The sequence below is a fragment of the Treponema socranskii subsp. buccale genome, assembly GCF_024181585.1.
Classification (GTDB): Bacteria; Spirochaetota; Spirochaetia; order Treponematales; family Treponemataceae; genus Treponema_D; species Treponema_D buccale.
The window spans coordinates 1,499,844-1,517,407 of the sequence record NZ_CP054258.1 but is presented as its reverse complement, the minus strand read 5'-3'; the positions used below and the strand labels follow the sequence as shown (position 1 = coordinate 1,517,407).

Here is a 17,564-nt window from a genome sequence, read left to right as displayed (position 1 = left end):
ATTACAGTATGAAAGATATGTTTTCGACGCTTTCACTCGCAAAAGCCGTGCTCACGGACGCGCGCGTCATCGGCACGGCGATCGCCGTATTTTTGGTGATGGACTTCGCCGTCTTTGTCGCAAATTATACGAAAAAACCCAAACGAAAAAAACGGCGGCGGGTCGAATCGAATGCGGTAAAGCAAAACGCGGAAGCGGCTTCGGAATCGGGGAAAACGGAATCTTCGTCCGCATAGTACAAAAAAACGATTACTATCGGCGCAATCATTTTTTTCGTGTGCGGATGCATATACTTATATATAGCATACGATATATAATTTACAAGCTGCTATACTATCGGGCAAGCTCAGCTTCGTTTTTCACAGCCTATGCGCGCAACGGAATCGCGCAAAATCAAACGCACGGGAAAACGAATATTGTTTTCTTCTACGGGCTGCTTTTTCATCAGCTTTACGAGCATATCGACGGCGGCGCATCCGCGCCGGAATACATCCTGATAAACCGTTGTAAGAGAAGGATTTACGACTTGCGCATAAATATTGTCGTCGAATCCCGCTATGGAAAGGTCTTCGGGAATGCGCAAACCCTGCTTTTGAAAGTACGCCAAAGCTTCGGCGGCATAATAGTCGGCGGAAAAAAATAACGCCGTAAAAGGCCTTTTATCCGCGCATAAAAAATTATAAACGTCCGTCCGCTCGGCGCAGTCTTTCGACAGCGGAACGAAATGCTTTTCGGGATTTTTTATGCCGCTGTCCGTCAAAGCCTGCATAAAACCTTCCAAACGGTCGCGATCGCCTCCGACGGGATCTTTGCGGTCGGCTAAAAACGCTATCGCCGTGTGTCCCATCTTGCGCAAATACCAAGTCATCTGATAGGTTCCCTGCCGGTCATCCAAGCCGATATTGTGATAAACCAATCCGTCATCGGCAAAATAACAATCGATAAAAACAAGGGGCACATCGGTTTTTTTCCGGACAACGGAACAGATTTCGGTCGGAACCCAAAAAAGCAGCAAGCCGTCGAGCTTCCAATTTTGGATGAGTTTAAAAATTTCCTGCGGCTCCCGCGCCGCATAGAGCATCATATAATAACCGCTTTCCCGAATTTTCTTTTCCAGCGCGCCGATCATCGCTCCGGTAAACGGATCTTCAAAAACGGTTTCGTTGCTTCGCGGATCCATATAAACGATTACACCGATGATACGCGAAACACTGTGGGCAAGCAGTGCGGCGCCCATATTCGGCGTATATTTTTCGGCTTCGATTGCGGATTGAATTTTTTTAAGCGTTGCGGCGGAAACCTTTGCCGTCCTTCCGTGTAAGACATTGGAAACGGTAGTCGCACTGACTCCGGTTTTCGCCGCAATTTCTTTTATTGTCGCCACGTTTTTATTTTAAATAGCCGAGCCACTTTCGCTGCGCGTTAATCATATGGTCAACCATAGGCTTAACGACGGACGCCGTGTTGACGACAGGGTTTGCAAGCAAAGCCTGAACGACAAGGTTTTTATCCTTTTTCAAAACGGCTTCGGCCGTCAAATCGTACACGCCGCAGTAATTCCGAAGCAAAGCCGCATACCCTTTGGGCAGCTTTTTAATCGGAATTCCGTTAACACCGTTTTTATCGATAACGGCGGGAACTTCAACCGTAATCCACGAAGGAAGCTCTTCGATAAGCCCGTTGTTTTGAATATTGACAGCCGATTCTTCGTAGCCGGAATTCGTGAGCATACCGTCGATTATCGGAATAACGCGCTCGTGCGTTTCAAGCTTTATTTGTGCGGGTTTTTCGCGCAGTTCGACTTTATAAAAATCGTAAAAGTCGAGAATTCCGCGATGATCGACAAGATCCCACGCCCAGCCGATGTATTCGCCGAAGTGGCTGTCTACCGTTATCGGAAGCAGGCGGTAGGTTTCCAAAATGAATTTATGCAGGCGGCGGTCGGCCCATTCGTACGCGCTTTTTCCTTTTGACTGTTGGCGGTAAAAGCGTTCGGTTTCTTCGAATTTTCCCGTTTTGCGATACATGTCCCACACATCGCTGTAACCGGATTCGTAATGGAAAAACTTATCGGCTTTTCTAAGCACTTCCGGATACAGGTTTTTGCCCGTTTTTTTGTTTTTAATTTCGAGCATGCAGCTGAAGTGATTCAAGCCGGCCGCTTTAAAATAAATATCGTCGAGCTTCATATCGAGCATCGGCGGAAGCCATCTGCTGAGCCAGCCGATTTCGTGGCACATGCCGACAAAATGCGCTTTTGGGAACGCTCTGTTTACCGCCGTACAAATCGCGGTCATCGGATTTGAATAGTTGAAAATCCATGCGTCGGGGCAGATTTCAACCGCGTCTTTTACGATTTCCAAAATCGGCGGAATAATGCGCAGCGAATGGAAAACGCCGCCGGGGCCGCCGTTTTCGCCGTATACTTGGTGAATACCGAACTGCTGCGGCACTTTCCAGTCCTGATCCCACAGTTCAAAACGGTTGCCGACTTCGATCGACGAAATAATAAAATCCGCGCCTTTAAAAGCGGTTCTTCTGTCGAGTTCGGCTTTTACTTTAAAATCAAGTTTCTTTTTTTGTATAAAAGCATGCGCCGTTTCGTATACCGTTTTCAGCGTGTGTGCATTTATATCGTGCAGTACGACTTCGGCTCCCTTTAATACTTTGCTGCAAAAAATGTCGCCGAGCGTACCGTACCCGAATTGGGCGCTGCCGGCACCGACCAACACAATCTTCATATAAAAACCTCCATAGAGATACCTGTTTTATTTATTTTATTGAACCTTCAACCATTCCCTTGATAATATAGCGCTGCGCAAAAAGATACAATATGATGATCGGAATCATCGCAAGCAGGGTCGACGTTAAAATCAAATCCCACTGTTTTAAGTAAGCGCCGGCAAAAGTCGTTACCGCAATCGGAATCGTCTGCACTTTTCCGTTGGAACCCAAAACCAAAATCGGGAGCAGGTAATCGTTCCATATCCAAATGCCGTTCAAAATGAGCACCGTAACGATGATCGGCTGCAAAAGCGGAAAAACGATTTTGAAAAAAATCATACCGCGCGAACAGCCGTCTATCGTTGCCGATTCTTCAAGCTCGTACGGGATATTTTTTATAAATCCGTGAAAGATAAAAATCGAAAGCGGACAGCCGAAGCCCAAATAGGCGAAAGCGATGCCGTGAACGGTTCCCAAAAGCCGTATGTGCAAAAAATCGCCTATAACCCGCAGCCAGCGCACTAAAGGATACATAAGCACTTGAAAGGGAATAACCATCGCCGCAACGAAGAGCATAAAAATAAGGGTCGACCACTTGGTTCTGTTGCGCACGAGCACCCACGCGCACATCGACGAAAAAATCACTATAACCGTAAGCGATACGGCCGTAATAACGACGCTGTCTACAAAGGCGCCCGGATAATCGACGGTGGCATTGCCGAAAATACGGCCGATATTCGTAAACAGCTGTTTCCAGTGTTCCGGCCGGCTTAACGCATTGCTTATAATTTCTTTTGACGTTTTTGCCGAATTGAGCACAACCATTGCAAACGGCACCATAAAAAGCACAAAAAGCAGGAATGCAAAGAGTTCAGCCAAAATCCGGCGCGTATATTTTTCTCCGCCGCGTATCACAGTTCCACCTCTCTGCGCTTATTCACATTTACCTGCAGCAACGATACGATTACCAAAGCCAAAAATAAAATCACCGCTTTCGCCTGCGCTTCGGCCATGCGGTTTGCCGTCGCCGTATCGAAAATATTCATTGCCAAAAGCTGACTGGCTTTAATCGGCGAACCGAGAAAGCGGGTAGCGGGTCCTCCGTTTGTAAGCGTAAAGTTCATATCGAATTGTTTAAATGACGAAGTGAGCGTTAAAAAAAACGAAATCGTAAACGCATGCGCCATCATCGGAATGAGTATGCGGAAAATCCGCGTAAAATAACTTGCGCCGTCGACATTCGCCGCTTCCAAAAGCGAAGAAGGAATTCCCTGAATCGCCGCAACGAAAATGAGCATAATGTATCCGGCGTACTGCCAGGTATTTACAAAGGACATAACCCAAATCACCGTGTTCGGGCGGCTCAAAAGCGACGACTGCAAAAAACCTATAGAAAGCTTGTTGCCGAGCATTACCAGCGCATTATTTAAAATAAACTGCCAAATATAACCTAAAACGATTCCGCCTATAAGATAGGGAACGAAAAAGCCCGCCCGATAAAAGTTGCGGAATCTGACTTTCGAAGTTACAAGAAGCGATAAAATAAAACCGACAACATTAACCGAAACGATGTTTATAAGCGTAAAGCCTATCGTAATTAAAAACGAATATAAAAAGTCGGGAGCGGTAAAAAGATATTTAAAGTTTGCCAAACCGACAAACTGTACGCTGCTGCGAACCCCGTTCCAATCGGTCAGCGAATAATACAAACCGAATCCGAAGGGAATGACGATTATCATTATAAACGCAAACAGGCAGGGGGCAATAAATAAAATATTTACTGTGCGGCTCTGTTTCATCGGTATTTCCTTAAACTTAAACTGAAATCGGCGGCCGTCCGAAAATTGCAACTTTCGGACAGCTTCCTTAATTTAATATGTAATATACACGGGGCCGAAAAAACGAATTTTCGACCTCTCCGTTTTTTTTACATATTCGGCAAACCCGCAACGGCCTTTTTCATGTCGGCTTTAAATTGATCGATGGCGTCGGGGTTTTGGGCAAACAGATCGAAGACGGGGCCGAATACGTTCCGTCCCGCACCGTCGGGCAGCATACCGAAAAATACGCCGTAGTTGCCGCCTCTGGCGTTCGCTTCCATAAGCGCGCGGCTCAACTGGCCTTCCGGCTGCAGTTTTACGGATTTAAAGGCGGGAATCATGCCCGCTTTTTTTACCAAAAATTCGTGTCCCTGGGGAGTTTCGGCCATGGACGCCAAAAAGGCTTTTGCGGCTTCGGCGTTGGGGCTCTTCGCGTTAACGCACCACCAGCTCGGAGCGAACAGGTACAAACCTTTTTCTTCGGTATCGAGGAAGGCGTGCGGCGCATAGCCGATTTTAAACGTAACGCCAAGCTGCTTCAGGTTCGGATCCACCCAGTTGCCCTGATGCAAAAATGCCGCCTTGCCGCGCGCAAAGGCCGATACCTGATTGTCGTAGCTGCCGTTTTGCAAAATGTTTTTGTCGGCGTATTTAAACAAAAGCTGCAGGTATTTCGCGTATTGGTCGAAGCGTTTTTCATCCAGCTTGCCTTTCAGCGCCATCTCGATAATCGACGTATCGTCAAAAGCAAGACCGCCGCCCCAATAGCAGGCCAAATTGTGCTGAGCCGTGACCCACCACATACCGCCGGCAACGGAGGCCGCCATCGATACGACCGAATCAAGACCGAGTTCCGCTTTTTTCGAATCAATCAGTTTAAAAGCGTCTTCATACGCTTTGCGGGTCGTCAGCTTTGCGGGATCGACGCCGGCTTTTTGCAAAATATCGGCATTGTAAGCCAAGCCGTATCCTTCGATTGCAACCGGAAAACCGTATACCTTTCCGTTTTGTTTAAATGCAAGGTCGGTATCCTTTACCCAGCTTTGATCGCTTAAATCGGCAATATAGTCTTTCCAAAGATCGTAGCCGCCCTGTCCTTCAATTTGAAAAATATCGGGCATGTTTCCGGACTGAGCCTTTGCCTTCAGCGTTCCGGCGTAATCGCCGCCGCCTCCGAGCGTTTCGACGCTTACCGGGATTCCCGTCGCAGCGGTATAGTCCGCCGCATAGGAGTCGATCGCATCTTTTATTTCAACTTTCAGCTGAAACATTTTGACCGATGCTCCTTTTTTGGCGTCCTGCTTGCCGGCAGCTTTTTTCGTGCATGCCGCTAAAAGAAAAGCAGCGGCAAAAACAAAAATGAAAAGTACGGTGCGTAGCTTTTTCATCACAACCTCCTGTTTTAAACTTTTGCAGGTGTTACGTAACACCTATTTATAAAAAGGATAAACCCGTTTTTCGGCTTTGTCAAGAAAAATGTCCGTGTTCACGACAAATATTCCATTTGTGTACGATTTTATACAAGTCTTATACGGTACTTGTACATACGTGCTTATTGCCGCGCGGGATGCCGACTTTTCCTTTCCACGGAAAAGTTTTTATGCAAATGCGGCCGCTTTTTTCAAGCTGAAAGACGAGTTCGGAAACGGTATCGTGTTCCCACGTATTGAGGCCGCAGATTTTCTGAGAGCGTTCGTTTAAGAGCGCGAGCAGCATTCCTTCAAGTTCGATTTTCGTGTATGCGTTCCGGTGATTTGCGATAAAACGCAAGGCGAAGTCTTCGTCGCGCTCCGCAGGGAAAAAACGATTTCGTACAAGGCGGTATATTTTTTTATACGGCGGCATCGTTCGGAACGTCTTTTCTTTCGCTTCGGCTTTCTTTTGGGCGTCGCAGATGTCGCAGCCGCTGCACACCGCCTCCTCCGCGCCGAGTGCGTCGAGAAGCACTTGCCTGCGGCAGTTTTTCGTTTCGGCGAATTCTTTCATCGCGTATTCGCGGCTCCCTTTCGGAAAGCGTGAAAAGCGGGCAGTATCCGCGGGACTCCACAGCAAAATCGCGTTCGCATCTTTTCCGTCGCGTCCGCTCCGTCCCGCTTCCTGAATATATTGTTCGGCCGTGTTCGGCGCGTCGATGTGAACGATCGTGCGGATATCTTTTTTATCGACCCCCATACCGTAGGCGCAGGTCGCGCAGAGGACGGCATCGGTTTTATCGTAAAACCATTTTTCGATTTCATCTTTTTCCGATTTTTCCAAACCCGCGTGATAAAAACGCGCCGATTCTTTTCCGTAACAGAGCATAAGATCGCGCGCGACGTCTTCGGCGCAGACTCTCGTGGGGCAAAAAATTATCATCGGCCTTTGTTCGGTGTAAGCGAGCATGAGCGCCGTATGCTTTTTACAGCAGCTGTATTCGACGCGGTAGCGGATATTCGGACGATCGCTTTCCGATCGCACGATGCGCGCGCTTCCGTCGAAAAGCACGTCCGCTATGCGGGAGAGCACTTGGGGAGAAGCCGTCGCGGTAAAAGCGGTGACGAGGGGCGAGCCGAGTTTTTTGATGATGTTTCCGAGCGTCAAATACGAAGGGCGGAAACTGTCGCCCCATTCGGAAACGCAGTGCGCTTCGTCGATGGCGACGTGCGCGATTGCGCATTCGGAAAGACGGGTGACCAGTGCTTCGTTTTGCAGCACTTCGGGATTTGCCAAAATGATCTTCGCACCCGCTTTTATTTTATTGAAATTTTCCGCCCGCTCTTCGGCGCTTTGGCTGCCCCGAAACGTAACATTGCCGATATTCCCTTCTTCCATACGCCGCCTTTGATCGGCCATGAGCGCGAGGAGGGGATAGATGATGAGCGTCGGCCCGTCCAAAAGCAGGGCGGGAACGAGAAAGCACAAGGACTTTCCGGCTCCCGTCGGAAGGAGGACTATCTGCCTGCCGTATTCGGCCGTGTCTTCGCTGCCCGCATCGTTTGTACTGTTCTTCGCTTCGGCCGCAATGCCGTCCGCTTCCGCAGCGCTGCCGTCGTCCGTTTCCGCCTTCCTGCTGCGATACGCGTCGATGATGTTCGCGATGACGAGGCGCTGCCACGGATAGAGATAGCTTATGCCGAAAGCGCGTTTTGCCGCACCGAGCGCGTCGTCGTCCAAGCCCGCTTCGCCGTCGCTGCAGATTTCTTTTTCGAATTGCATGGTTTTTCCTTTTATTTTTTGTACCGGGAGAATGCCGAACTCGACATTAAGCCACAATAATAATCGGTTTAAAAAGCAAATTTACGCGGAATTGCGGAGCACTTTTCGGACACACCGCTTGCAAACGGCGCGAAGTTCCTTGCGCAACTTGCAACGAGCGCGAAGCGCGAAGTTCCTTGCGCAACTTGCAACGAGCGCGAAGCGCGAATTTGTGCAGCATATTGAGATTTTGCTGTACGTTCTTACTCTGCACCTGCATCTGTCCTCGTCAAAATGTACATCCAACAGCCAATGCACCGATTCCACCGACCATTCAGTTCTTGCATGATGGAGCAGCTCTTCCGCTCGTAACGCTTTACTTGAAATATAATAATGCCATTCTTCCGTCACGCCTTTGTTCGTCTCAAATCGTGTATGAAGTGCTCCAATGCATTTGAGTTCCGGCCGTATTATTGCAAGTAGACTTAACAGCCGCCAATAGCACGGTATCCGTTTGATTCCGAAGGTTTCTGCTAAGAATGTTCTGATATATTCGGTCGTTGCCCACTCGTGGATTTTTTTCACGCTTTGCAAATCGCACAGGCTTCCCAAAATCACGATGATAACCGCATCTTTTATGCTGCAAAAATATCCGTCGTATTCCTGCTCCGTCTCAAGCACTTCGAGTGCGTCTTCCAGTTCTTCCCACCTCATGCACTTACTTTAGCACCTTATCAACTTTTTAAATAATGCTTCTGAAAATTGATTTCCGTGCTCTTATTCGTTTTTACCTTGACAAATACTTCTGTTTAGCATTAGTATAGAAATATGATAAGAAGTTTTGATGATATAGAAACAGAAGCAATATGCAAAGGTAATAAAAGTAAAAAATTACCGATGACGATTCAGAATATTGCAAGAAGAAAACTTCGAATGATTGAAGCTGCAAAAGTTGTAGAAGATTTAAGGATCCCTCCAGGTAATCGTTTGGAAAAACTCGTTGGGAATTTAGACGGATTTTATTCAATCAGAATAAATGATCAATGGAGAATTGTATTTAAGTTTGAAAATGGAGGTGCAGAAAATGTTAGAATCACAGATTACCACTGATGAAAAATTACCAAATATTCATCCTGGAGAAATTCTCAAAGAAGATTTTTTAGATGCGATGAATATTTCTGCATATCGTCTGGCAAAAGAAATCAATGTTCCTGAAACAAGAATCTCAGAAATAATTCATGGAAAGCGTTCAATTACTGCGGATACCGCTATCAGATTTTCAAAATTCTTTGGAACAACAGCTGAATTTTGGCTCAATCTTCAGAATTTGTATGATCTAGAAGAAGAAAACAAGAATCACTTCCTAGAATTTGAAACAATAAAAATGTACGCCTATGCCTAAATTATCTAACACCCGCTTCAACGCTGACACTGCTTTGCAAATGCAGTTTAGGCGAATGTTAGCCGGACGCCCGCATTGGGGCGCACATTGGATATAAAATGAAAAAAGTACCGCCTTGTAAAACCGACATTCTCACTATATGGAGGTGTGTTATGCAGGCAGTAGTTCAGAAATGGGGTAACAGCCTCGGTTTTAGGATTCCTTCTTTTTGGGCAAAAGATAACAATGTAAGAAGCGGCAGTAAAATTGTATTGGACAATCATGCTATCAACGGCTGTATTTTGAGCGACCAAGTAAAAAATCTTGACTGGACTCAAAGAAACTGTGCCTTTATCGAAAAGGCAACGGAAGATGAAATAAATTCTGTCGTTGATAATATAAAATTGATGATTGAGTAGAGAAATCACATAATATGGTTTTCAAAGCGGGCGGCGGTTCAAGCCCACCGCCGTTTTAACGTTTTAAGGTTGGACAATGAAAAAAACTTATGTATTTTTAATTTTATGTAATATCTGTTTGTTGAATTGCAATGCTCAGCAAAATTTCAGTTCATCTTATAAATACTCGCAGATGTACTATAAAGATGATATTGAAAAAATAACGTTTACAATACCGAAAGAAAAAGCTGTTGAAGGAACGGCAAAACTTTTATTTCTCGATAAGAACAATAATGAAACCGTATGTTACGAAATGCCGGTTCAAATAAAAAACAATAAATGTAAATATGTTCTTAAGAAAATTCCGTCGGGCAGAATCGGAGGAATTACAAGAGAATTATATGAGGAATATTACGGTTCTGAATATGAATGGTTAATTCATCTAAAAATAATTTTTGAAGACGGTTCCGAATATATCTACGAGGATAATTACTTGTGTATCGGTGCGATGTTTGATGATGAAAACACAGGTTATACCGGCAATTACAATTTTGAAATTCGCGGTAAAATAAAAATAGAAGAGGATGATTTTTCATTTATTTTACCGGCCGGATATAAGGAATTTACCGCAATCCGAAACAAACTTTTTCCCGCTCAGAAAAACTTTGCAAAAGTATATTCAACGGTCGATTATTCTTATTGGGCAGGTTTTTCATTTGAAAAACCATTTAAAGAATTTTTTTCAATAGGCTCATTTCAACTTATTGAATTTTCGACATATTACGATACATGGACGGATTTTTTGATTGCTTTCGGGGATTTTCTAAAGGAAACACATTCGGTAAAAAAATCGGATGTTGTAAAAGTGAAAACTGCAAACGGCCTTGAGGGTGTAAAAGAGACTGTTAAAACCGGATCGAATTCATTCAGAGAAGTATATCTGTTTCCTTGTAAAGATAAAATTCTATACATTGCAATTGATAGAAAAATTAAAGATTCTGAATTGGAAAAAATAATTCCTTCAATTTTGGAAACTCTGGAAGAACAAACTATAGAGTATCAACGCGATACGCTTGAGGCAAAGCTCATAGACAAGAGGTGATTTACCTTTGTCTATTTTATGATAACAATAAAACCTGTCTCAGATATTCAAGGCGAGATTGCATAAGAATTTTGTTTGAAAAAGATTCGATAGAAAAAATCATCTTCGGCGAAAAAGATATACCGATTCCGAAAACTCCCGCCGATACAATCGATTTGTAGACACCGCTTCGCTTTGCAACGGGCGCGAAGTTCCCTGAGCAACTTGCAATATGATTGGCTGATTGAAGAAATGAAGAATACGGGTATAATAAAAAGAGGGCTGATATATGTTATACGGACGCTCCGCGCAGGGGAGAATGTAAAATTTGCTTTGTCTTATCGTATACTATCTATAAAAATCCATATTATTCGATTAATATAATTATGGAGGAGGTTCTATGATTTCTATTGAAAAAACATTAACGATATTGAAAATTGTTTTTTCTGTTTTTATGGTTTTCCATATTGCTATAATAATTTCAATAATATTTTTAGATATTATACCTGTAGACTACTTATGGGGCGGACAACTGAAAACAAAAGGTGAACTTTTTATATTCGAATTAATTTCAATTTTAGTACAAACAATTTGTCTTCTATATGTGCTCTTATACAAAAAATATTTCTCGGAAAAAACAACCGGTAAAATTATTGCGTGGATTTTGTTTATAATATTTTCTTTTAATATTGTTGGAAATATACTTGCAAAAACACTTTTTGAAAAAATAATATTTACACCGGTAACTTTATGTTTAAGTCTGCTGATGTTACGCATAGCATTGACAAAAAAGACCGAGAAATAAATAGTGAGTATTGGAAAAGCCGTATTTAATTATCAATAACAGGTTAAGCAAATGTCAGGCGGACGCTCCGCCGGGGCGAAGCGCCGGGAGAAATTATGAAATTTGATATTGATGAAAGTTTGCTTTGGAAAGGAAAACCTAAACAAGGCATTGTATTTACAAAAGCAGATATTTTTATAATTCCTTTTTCTGTACTATGGGCGGGATTTGTTGTTTTTTGGGAAATAAACGTATTACGAATAAAGGATGCTCCTGTTTTTTTTACGTTGTGGGGCATACCTTTTATTTTAGCGGGAATTTACATTACGATAGGACGATTTATACATGATTATTTGAATAGAAAAAATACGGAGTATTTTGTTACGGATAAACGAGTAATAATTGTAAAATACAAAAGAATCGAAAGCATACCGAAGGGGAAATGGACTACATTAAGACTGATAGAATATGTAAACGGAACAGGAACTATTCTGTTCGCCGAACAGCCGAGTTTTTTTCACCGATCCGGATTTACGTCATACGGATTATCCTCTGAATTAAGCGTTCCGGGGTTTTACAAAATAAAAGATGCCAAGAACGTAATGAAATTATTAGAGGAATAAACCGCGCGGTGCAATTTGGAGAATATATGATTTTTAGTAAATTTGAAGATACGATATTAAAAGAATATAAGAATAAATTATATTAAAATATTTTCAAAAATGAAGTCGGAAGCGTCTGATTACGATGAAAAAGAATAAGCAAAATACAAAAGCGGAAGAGAGCGGTAATCGATTGAATTTTTATACTTATAAGATGCCGAAATCAAGAACTGCAAAATATTGTTTAGGTTGTTATGAAGGAAGCGTTTTTATTGATTTTAATCAAAAAAATAATTTGATTTATTTGGAAAGAATTTCATTTGATGAATTCGGTTGTTTAAATATCGGTAATTCCGAAAATACACTTTCAAAAGCGGAAACAAATATTTTCGAAAAAGAAATTAAAAAAACAAAAATAGATGAAAAGAAAATGAAACCTTTAGTGTTAAAATTAATTCGGATGAATCAAGAAAAAATCGGCAGTGATATTTTTGAAAAGTATAAATTATTAAAATAATTTAATGGAAAAAATCATCTTCGGCGAAAAAGACAGGGCCGGGCTGCCGAGTGCGCAAAGCCCGCATGAAAATGCGATCCGTTGCCGTTTAAGTTTTTTTCGGATAGAATAGTAAAGTACATTTACTTATTATGGGAGGCGGATGCATGATTGCCGCGATTTTATTCGGATTGCTTGCAGCGATTACAGGATTGTTGTTTTGGATTTTTATCGTCATGCTGATCGTAAAAGCGATAAAAAAACAGCCGAAAAAAAATACGCTCATAGGTTCGGGCGTTTCCGGATTGTTGTGGATCGTCTTTTTTTCATGCGCGATAGTTATCGGAACGAAAGCTTTGATAAACGGCGATCCGCTCGTAAATAAAATCGCCGAAAGCGCCGGAGAAACGACGGCGACTATTGCGGAACATTCATACGAAGGTATAAAAAAAGGCTGGAACAAAGCGCTGCTCAATAAAATTAATAAACTTTCCGTTTCTTTCGTTTCCATACGGGAAATCGATAAAGACGAACGGGACACGTTCGATTTTGCGGATACGAACGGGAAAAAAATATTCGAAATACTGTTGTCGATCGACAACCCTTTGGACGCTTCGAAAAAAATTCCGTACCGAAAAATAAATAAAGAACAGCTGATTTTCGGAAAAGATGTAAACGGAAACTACATACCCGTGTTTATCATCGACGATTCGGGGCTTTCAACCATTCCGTGGATTTTTACGTTTTTTCTTCCGACGTACAGAAAAGACGGAGCGTCGGTGAATATTCCGACGGGTAAATCCGAACTGCGCCTCAGGCTCGACGCGACTGAAAAAGATTCGATAGAAAAAATCATCTTCGGCGAAAAAGACATACCGATTCCGAAAACACCCGCCGATACAATCGATTTGTAGATACCGCTGCGCTTTGCAACGGGTGCGAGGTTCCCCGCGCAACTTGTGAAGATGCGTATAATAAAAAGAGGGTTGATACAATACGTCATACGGATTATCCTCTGAATTAAGTGCTGAGGGATTTTACAAAATAAAAGATGCCAAGAACGTAATGAAATTGTTAGATTTCCAAAATAAATTTTAGTCACGAATAAAAAAATATACTTGCAAATATACTTGCAAATATACTTGTATCGGTATATAATGTGGTTAATTGGAGGAACATAATGCCACAGTTATCCTTATATCTGACACAAGAGCAACTTGCAAAACTTGAAGCGGAAGCGCATGCAGAAAAAATGTCTCTTTCAAAATGGGTTGTTTCTAAAATTATAGAAAAGGTCGAGCCTCGCTATCCTGAAGGTTGGGCGGATTTATTCGGCTCTGTAACCGATGAATCTTTTATCCGCCCGGAGCAGCCTGTTTTGGAACAGAGGGAGACGTTATAATGTATTTTGTAGATTCCGACACCTGCATCTATTTTATGAACGGAAAATATCCTTCTGTAAGAGACAAGTTCCTTTCAATATCGCCAAAAGAGATAAAAGTTTCTTCTGTGGTAAAGGCGGAATTATTGCTTGGGGCGTATAAAAGCCGGAACCGAGAACAGACAACAAGAAAAGTTCTGAATTTTCTAAAACCTTTTGAAATTGTTCCGTTCACTGACGAAATGACAGATGATTATGCTGAAATTCGTTCCGAATTGGAAAAATCGGGAAAACCTATAGGTGCGAATGATTACTTTATTGCGGCAACAGCCCGCTATAAAAAGGGAATTATCGTCACAAATAACGCAGATGAGTTTTCAAGAATTAGTAAATTGGAATTAGTGAACTGGGTAAAATAACCCAACACAGTTTTCAAAGCTGACAGCAGGTCAAGCCCGCTGCGGTTTAAAATTAGGCGCATACGTATATGGGGCTGTCTCAAAAGTGGTTACTTTTTCGACTGCCTGTCGAGTTTAAAATTAAGTCTTTATATTTGAATGACTTAATTTTAAACGTCGCATAGTATATAATGAATGAGAAAGAATATTTAGGAGGTATTTTAAAATGAAACGAATAATAGTATTTGCAACAATTGTAATAACATTTGCAAGTTGCCGCTTTGTTTCTTTTTACGGATTGGATTATCCGAATATTTCCGGAAAAATTGTGGATAGTAATAATCAGCCTGTTAATAATGTAAAATTATATATTACCGATCATTACGGTAAACGATTTAATGATTTGTCTTATTTCAGTAATTCCGAAGGATGTTTTTTTATAAAAGCTTATACATCAAAAAAAGAAGGTATAGGCGGTTGTATTGCTTTTGATGGTCACTGGATTTATGTACATACGGAAAGGGCAGGGGTAATGAATTACTGTCAAGCCTTATCATAATGGTTGCAGTACAATTATCTCCGTTGATAGCAACTTTGATTTTTAGAAAAAAATATAATGAAAAAAAATCTTATTCTTATAAATTGGATAAGTACTCGGCAATGAGTATTGTATTCCCCATAATACTGGTTTTACTGTCTTCATTTATACTCGGTTTAACGGGAAGGCACTATGTTAAGTCGGAGTACACGGGATATTTATTGATAATCGGTATTATACTGACTATTGTCGGATCTGTCAGTGAGGAAATCGGCTGGCGAGGTACATTATTATCAATTTTGGAAGATAAATATACTGCTTTTACCGGTTCATTATTTGTCGGAGTATTTTGGGGTGCATGGCATTTTTTCAAAATAATGAATGTCGGATTTGTAGGATACGTATTATTTATTCCTACGGTTATTATGCTCAGTATTTTTATTACATATTTTTATACAAAATCAAAAAACAATATTTTAAATGCGATTTTTTATCATGTTTTTTTTAATATATCGAATCTGGTTCTTTTGTTTGCCAGAGAATCAATACAACTGTATGTAACCGTATTGGGTGTATCCATAATCTCATTACTATCATTATTTATATATGATAGAGATTATTTTAAATTAAAGAAATGACGAGCCGTTCATATGTGCGATGCGCTTCGGCTCTTGCAGTCTTGGTTTTGCGGTTGAGAAAGACATCGTTTTATTATATAGTATGGCTATGAAGCTCATACAAAAAGCGGCTTTCGCATCGCTCGTTCTATCCGCATTGCTGTTGCTTTCGTGCAAAACGCTCGTCGGCAATGCGCTTTCCACGGCGCTCGCGGGTGCGAACGGCAAGGGCGTTCCGCAAAAGAAAAAAGCGTCCGCCGCCGATCCTATGCTCGCGATCACCGGCGAAACGGACGTAACGCTCGTCGGAGAATTTTTTCCGACGGTGCTCAAAAGCTATGAAATCCTGCAAGCTGCGAATCCCCGCCATATCGGTTTGATGACGATGACGGGTTCGCTCAATATCATGTATGCGAACGCGTTCGTGCAAACTCCTGCGGAAACGCTGCCGAATGAAGAATTCGATCGCCAGCACGAAGCGTTCGAACGCGCAAAGCTGCACTACCTGCGCGGCCGCGATCTCTGTCTTAAAGCTCTCGACGGAAGGCACGCGGGTTTTCGCGCCTCCGTTTTGAGCGGAGACGAAGAGGCGGTCAAAAAGGCATGTGCAAAGCTCGGTAAATACGACGTGGAAGCTGCTTATTGGGCGTGTGCGGGCTGGCTCGGCGCGTTCAGTCTCGATCCGCTCAGCGCCGATCTTCTCGGCACTATCCGTTCTCCCGCTCTCATCCTCGAACGCGCTGCTTTTCTCGCTCCCGATTACAATGCGGGTGCGATTTGGGAGCTTTTGTGCAATTTTTACATGAGCGCTCCTTCCGAGTTCGGGGGAGATACGGAAAAAGGTCTCCATTGTTACAACGAAGCGCTCCGAGCATCGGGCGGAAAAACGCCGGGACCCTATGTCACTTATGCCGAGGCGATATGCGTTCCCGCGGGAGACAGGGGAGGCTTTGAAGACTCTCTTCGTAAAGCGCTCGCGATCGATCCCGATGCGGATCCGTCGAGCCGTCTTATGACGACGATCGTGCAAAAAAAAGCGAAGCGGCTGCTCGAACATGCGTCGGATTATTTTCTTGAATGGTGATTTCCGCAGCTTTCGTCTGCCGTTTTTATTAAATCGATTTGAGGGATCTGATATGAAATTACGTTTTATTGTTTTTTCGATACTGTTTGCGTGCGCTGCCGCATTGCCGGCGCAGCAGGTTAAAACGCTTAAAATAGCGACCGTCGCGCCGAGCCGTTCCGCATGGGATGTGCAGGAGCGCATCCTCGCGCAGGATTGGGCGAAGGGTACCGGCGGGGCGATCCAAATGCAGTTTATGGGAACGAACGCGATGGGAGGAGAGACGGGCGTCGTCCAAAAACTCAATGCCGTTCGACCGGGGCAAAAGGCGCCGATCGACGGAGCGATCTTTACGAGCCTCGGTATCGCAACGCTCGCGCCTGAAACGCATATTTTGACGACGGCCGTTCCGTTTATGTTTCGGAATCAGGAAGAAGTCGATTTGGTACTGAATACCTTCGCACCCGGTTTTCAAAAGGCGATTGCCGCAAAAGGGTATGTGCTGCTCGGCTGGTTTAACGTCGGTTGGGCGTATTTTTACACGAAAAAGCCGGTGCATACGCCTTCCGATTTAAAGACGCAAAAACTTTCAGTTGCGGGCATGGGACTGCCAAAGCTTTCCGATGCATTCAAAGCGGCCGGTTTCCGTACCGAAGACATTTCGCCCGATAAGCTTTTACAGAGCGTTAAAACGCCCGGCGGCGTCGAAGGTTTTTATTCCATTCCGATGTACGCTTATGCGGGACAGTATTATAAATCGCTTCCGTACATTCTCGACGCTCCCATTTGCCCCGTTATGGCCGCGCTCATTTTATCGGAGCAGGTATGGGCGGATATTTCCCCTGCGCATAAAACGGCTATGCTGAACGGAGTCAAAAAAGCGCAGGCGAATTTTATTGCGGCACAGAATACTTCCGATAAAGAATATCTCGACCGCTGCGTCGAAGGCGGCTGTACCCTCGTCAAGCTCACCGCCGCGGAGCGAAAAGTCATGGAAGAAACGCTCAACAAAGACGCCGCCGCGATGATAAAAACCGGTCTCCTCGACGAAAAATTTTATGCCGATATCGAAGCGCTTTTAAAACGCCGCCGCGGTGAATAACCGGT

General features: G+C 43.4%; 21 protein-coding genes. 15 read left to right on the top strand and 6 right to left on the bottom strand.

What is annotated here, in order from left to right; genetic code table 11:
* Window positions 1-8 precede the first annotated feature (8 nt).
* Window positions 9-236 carry a hypothetical protein gene (locus tag HRI97_RS06865; RefSeq protein WP_253724736.1) on the top strand — a complete coding sequence of 76 codons (228 nt, stop codon included), beginning with the start codon at window positions 9-11 and terminating at the stop codon, window positions 234-236.
* A gap of 110 nt (window positions 237-346) precedes the next feature.
* On the opposite strand, the gene HRI97_RS06860 is transcribed toward HRI97_RS06865, so the two are convergent.
* From HRI97_RS06860 to HRI97_RS06835, 6 genes are all read right to left on the bottom strand, one after another.
* Entirely contained in the window at window positions 347-1,384 is a 1,038-nt protein-coding gene (locus tag HRI97_RS06860; protein WP_253724735.1) for a LacI family DNA-binding transcriptional regulator, read from the bottom strand.
* A 4-nt stretch (window positions 1,385-1,388) separates the two neighbouring features.
* Window positions 1,389-2,741 carry a family 4 glycosyl hydrolase gene (locus HRI97_RS06855; protein ID WP_253724734.1) on the bottom strand — a complete coding sequence of 451 codons (1,353 nt, stop codon included), beginning with the start codon at window positions 2,739-2,741 and terminating at the stop codon, window positions 1,389-1,391.
* 31 nt (window positions 2,742-2,772) lie between these two features.
* Window positions 2,773-3,639, bottom strand: coding sequence for a carbohydrate ABC transporter permease (locus HRI97_RS06850; RefSeq protein WP_253724733.1), 867 nt, complete (start codon window positions 3,637-3,639; stop codon window positions 2,773-2,775).
* On the bottom strand, window positions 3,636-4,523 hold the full coding sequence (locus HRI97_RS06845) for a carbohydrate ABC transporter permease (RefSeq protein WP_253724732.1): 888 nt from the start codon (window positions 4,521-4,523) through the stop codon (window positions 3,636-3,638). The genes HRI97_RS06850 and HRI97_RS06845 overlap by 4 nt, the downstream gene beginning before the upstream one ends.
* Window positions 4,524-4,651: 128 nt before the next feature.
* On the bottom strand, window positions 4,652-5,932 hold the full coding sequence (locus HRI97_RS06840; RefSeq protein ID WP_253724730.1) for an ABC transporter substrate-binding protein: 1,281 nt from the start codon (window positions 5,930-5,932) through the stop codon (window positions 4,652-4,654).
* A gap of 139 nt (window positions 5,933-6,071) precedes the next feature.
* Window positions 6,072-7,739 carry a RecQ family ATP-dependent DNA helicase gene (locus tag HRI97_RS06835; protein WP_253724728.1) on the bottom strand — a complete coding sequence of 556 codons (1,668 nt, stop codon included), beginning with the start codon at window positions 7,737-7,739 and terminating at the stop codon, window positions 6,072-6,074.
* Between the two features lie 807 nt (window positions 7,740-8,546).
* On the opposite strand from HRI97_RS06835, the gene HRI97_RS06830 reads away from it, so the two are divergent.
* The 14 genes from HRI97_RS06830 (at window position 8,547) to dctP (ending at window position 17,559) form a co-directional block, all read left to right on the top strand.
* A complete protein-coding gene (locus HRI97_RS06830; RefSeq protein ID WP_253724727.1) occupies window positions 8,547-8,828 on the top strand; it encodes a type II toxin-antitoxin system RelE/ParE family toxin in 282 nt (93 codons plus the stop codon).
* Window positions 8,803-9,120 carry a HigA family addiction module antitoxin gene (locus HRI97_RS06825; protein ID WP_253724725.1) on the top strand — a complete coding sequence of 106 codons (318 nt, stop codon included), beginning with the start codon at window positions 8,803-8,805 and terminating at the stop codon, window positions 9,118-9,120. The genes HRI97_RS06830 and HRI97_RS06825 overlap by 26 nt, the downstream gene beginning before the upstream one ends.
* A 152-nt stretch (window positions 9,121-9,272) precedes the next feature.
* Complete coding sequence (locus HRI97_RS06820) at window positions 9,273-9,518, top strand: AbrB/MazE/SpoVT family DNA-binding domain-containing protein (protein WP_253724723.1); 246 nt, start codon at window positions 9,273-9,275, stop codon at window positions 9,516-9,518.
* 172 nt (window positions 9,519-9,690) lie between these two features.
* Window positions 9,691-10,599 (top strand): hypothetical protein, encoded by a 909-nt coding sequence (locus HRI97_RS06815; RefSeq protein WP_253724722.1) that lies wholly within the window; start codon window positions 9,691-9,693, stop codon window positions 10,597-10,599.
* A 379-nt stretch (window positions 10,600-10,978) separates the two neighbouring features.
* Window positions 10,979-11,383 (top strand): hypothetical protein, encoded by a 405-nt coding sequence (locus HRI97_RS06810; RefSeq protein ID WP_253724720.1) that lies wholly within the window; start codon window positions 10,979-10,981, stop codon window positions 11,381-11,383.
* Window positions 11,384-11,478: 95 nt separating this feature from the next.
* On the top strand, window positions 11,479-11,985 hold the full coding sequence (locus tag HRI97_RS06805) for a hypothetical protein (RefSeq protein WP_253724718.1): 507 nt from the start codon (window positions 11,479-11,481) through the stop codon (window positions 11,983-11,985).
* A 124-nt stretch (window positions 11,986-12,109) separates the two neighbouring features.
* A complete protein-coding gene (locus HRI97_RS06800; protein ID WP_253724716.1) occupies window positions 12,110-12,481 on the top strand; it encodes a hypothetical protein in 372 nt (123 codons plus the stop codon).
* 131 nt (window positions 12,482-12,612) lie between these two features.
* Entirely contained in the window at window positions 12,613-13,374 is a 762-nt protein-coding gene (locus HRI97_RS06795) for a hypothetical protein (protein WP_253724714.1), read from the top strand.
* Between the two features lie 266 nt (window positions 13,375-13,640).
* Window positions 13,641-13,862 carry a hypothetical protein gene (locus HRI97_RS06790; protein ID WP_253724712.1) on the top strand — a complete coding sequence of 74 codons (222 nt, stop codon included), beginning with the start codon at window positions 13,641-13,643 and terminating at the stop codon, window positions 13,860-13,862.
* A complete protein-coding gene (gene vapC, locus HRI97_RS06785) occupies window positions 13,862-14,260 on the top strand; it encodes a type II toxin-antitoxin system tRNA(fMet)-specific endonuclease VapC (RefSeq protein WP_253724710.1) in 399 nt (132 codons plus the stop codon). Before HRI97_RS06790 ends, vapC begins: the two co-directional genes overlap by 1 nt.
* Window positions 14,261-14,465: 205 nt before the next feature.
* On the top strand, window positions 14,466-14,798 hold the full coding sequence (locus HRI97_RS06780) for a hypothetical protein (protein WP_253724708.1): 333 nt from the start codon (window positions 14,466-14,468) through the stop codon (window positions 14,796-14,798).
* Entirely contained in the window at window positions 14,798-15,415 is a 618-nt protein-coding gene (locus tag HRI97_RS06775; RefSeq protein WP_253724707.1) for a CPBP family intramembrane glutamic endopeptidase, read from the top strand. Before HRI97_RS06780 ends, HRI97_RS06775 begins: the two co-directional genes overlap by 1 nt.
* 88 nt (window positions 15,416-15,503) lie before the next feature.
* On the top strand, window positions 15,504-16,478 hold the full coding sequence (locus tag HRI97_RS06770; RefSeq protein ID WP_253724705.1) for a TRAP transporter TatT component family protein: 975 nt from the start codon (window positions 15,504-15,506) through the stop codon (window positions 16,476-16,478).
* Between the two features lie 52 nt (window positions 16,479-16,530).
* Complete coding sequence (gene dctP / locus HRI97_RS06765; protein ID WP_253724703.1) at window positions 16,531-17,559, top strand: TRAP transporter substrate-binding protein DctP; 1,029 nt, start codon at window positions 16,531-16,533, stop codon at window positions 17,557-17,559.
* The last annotated feature ends 5 nt before the right edge of the window (window positions 17,560-17,564 follow it).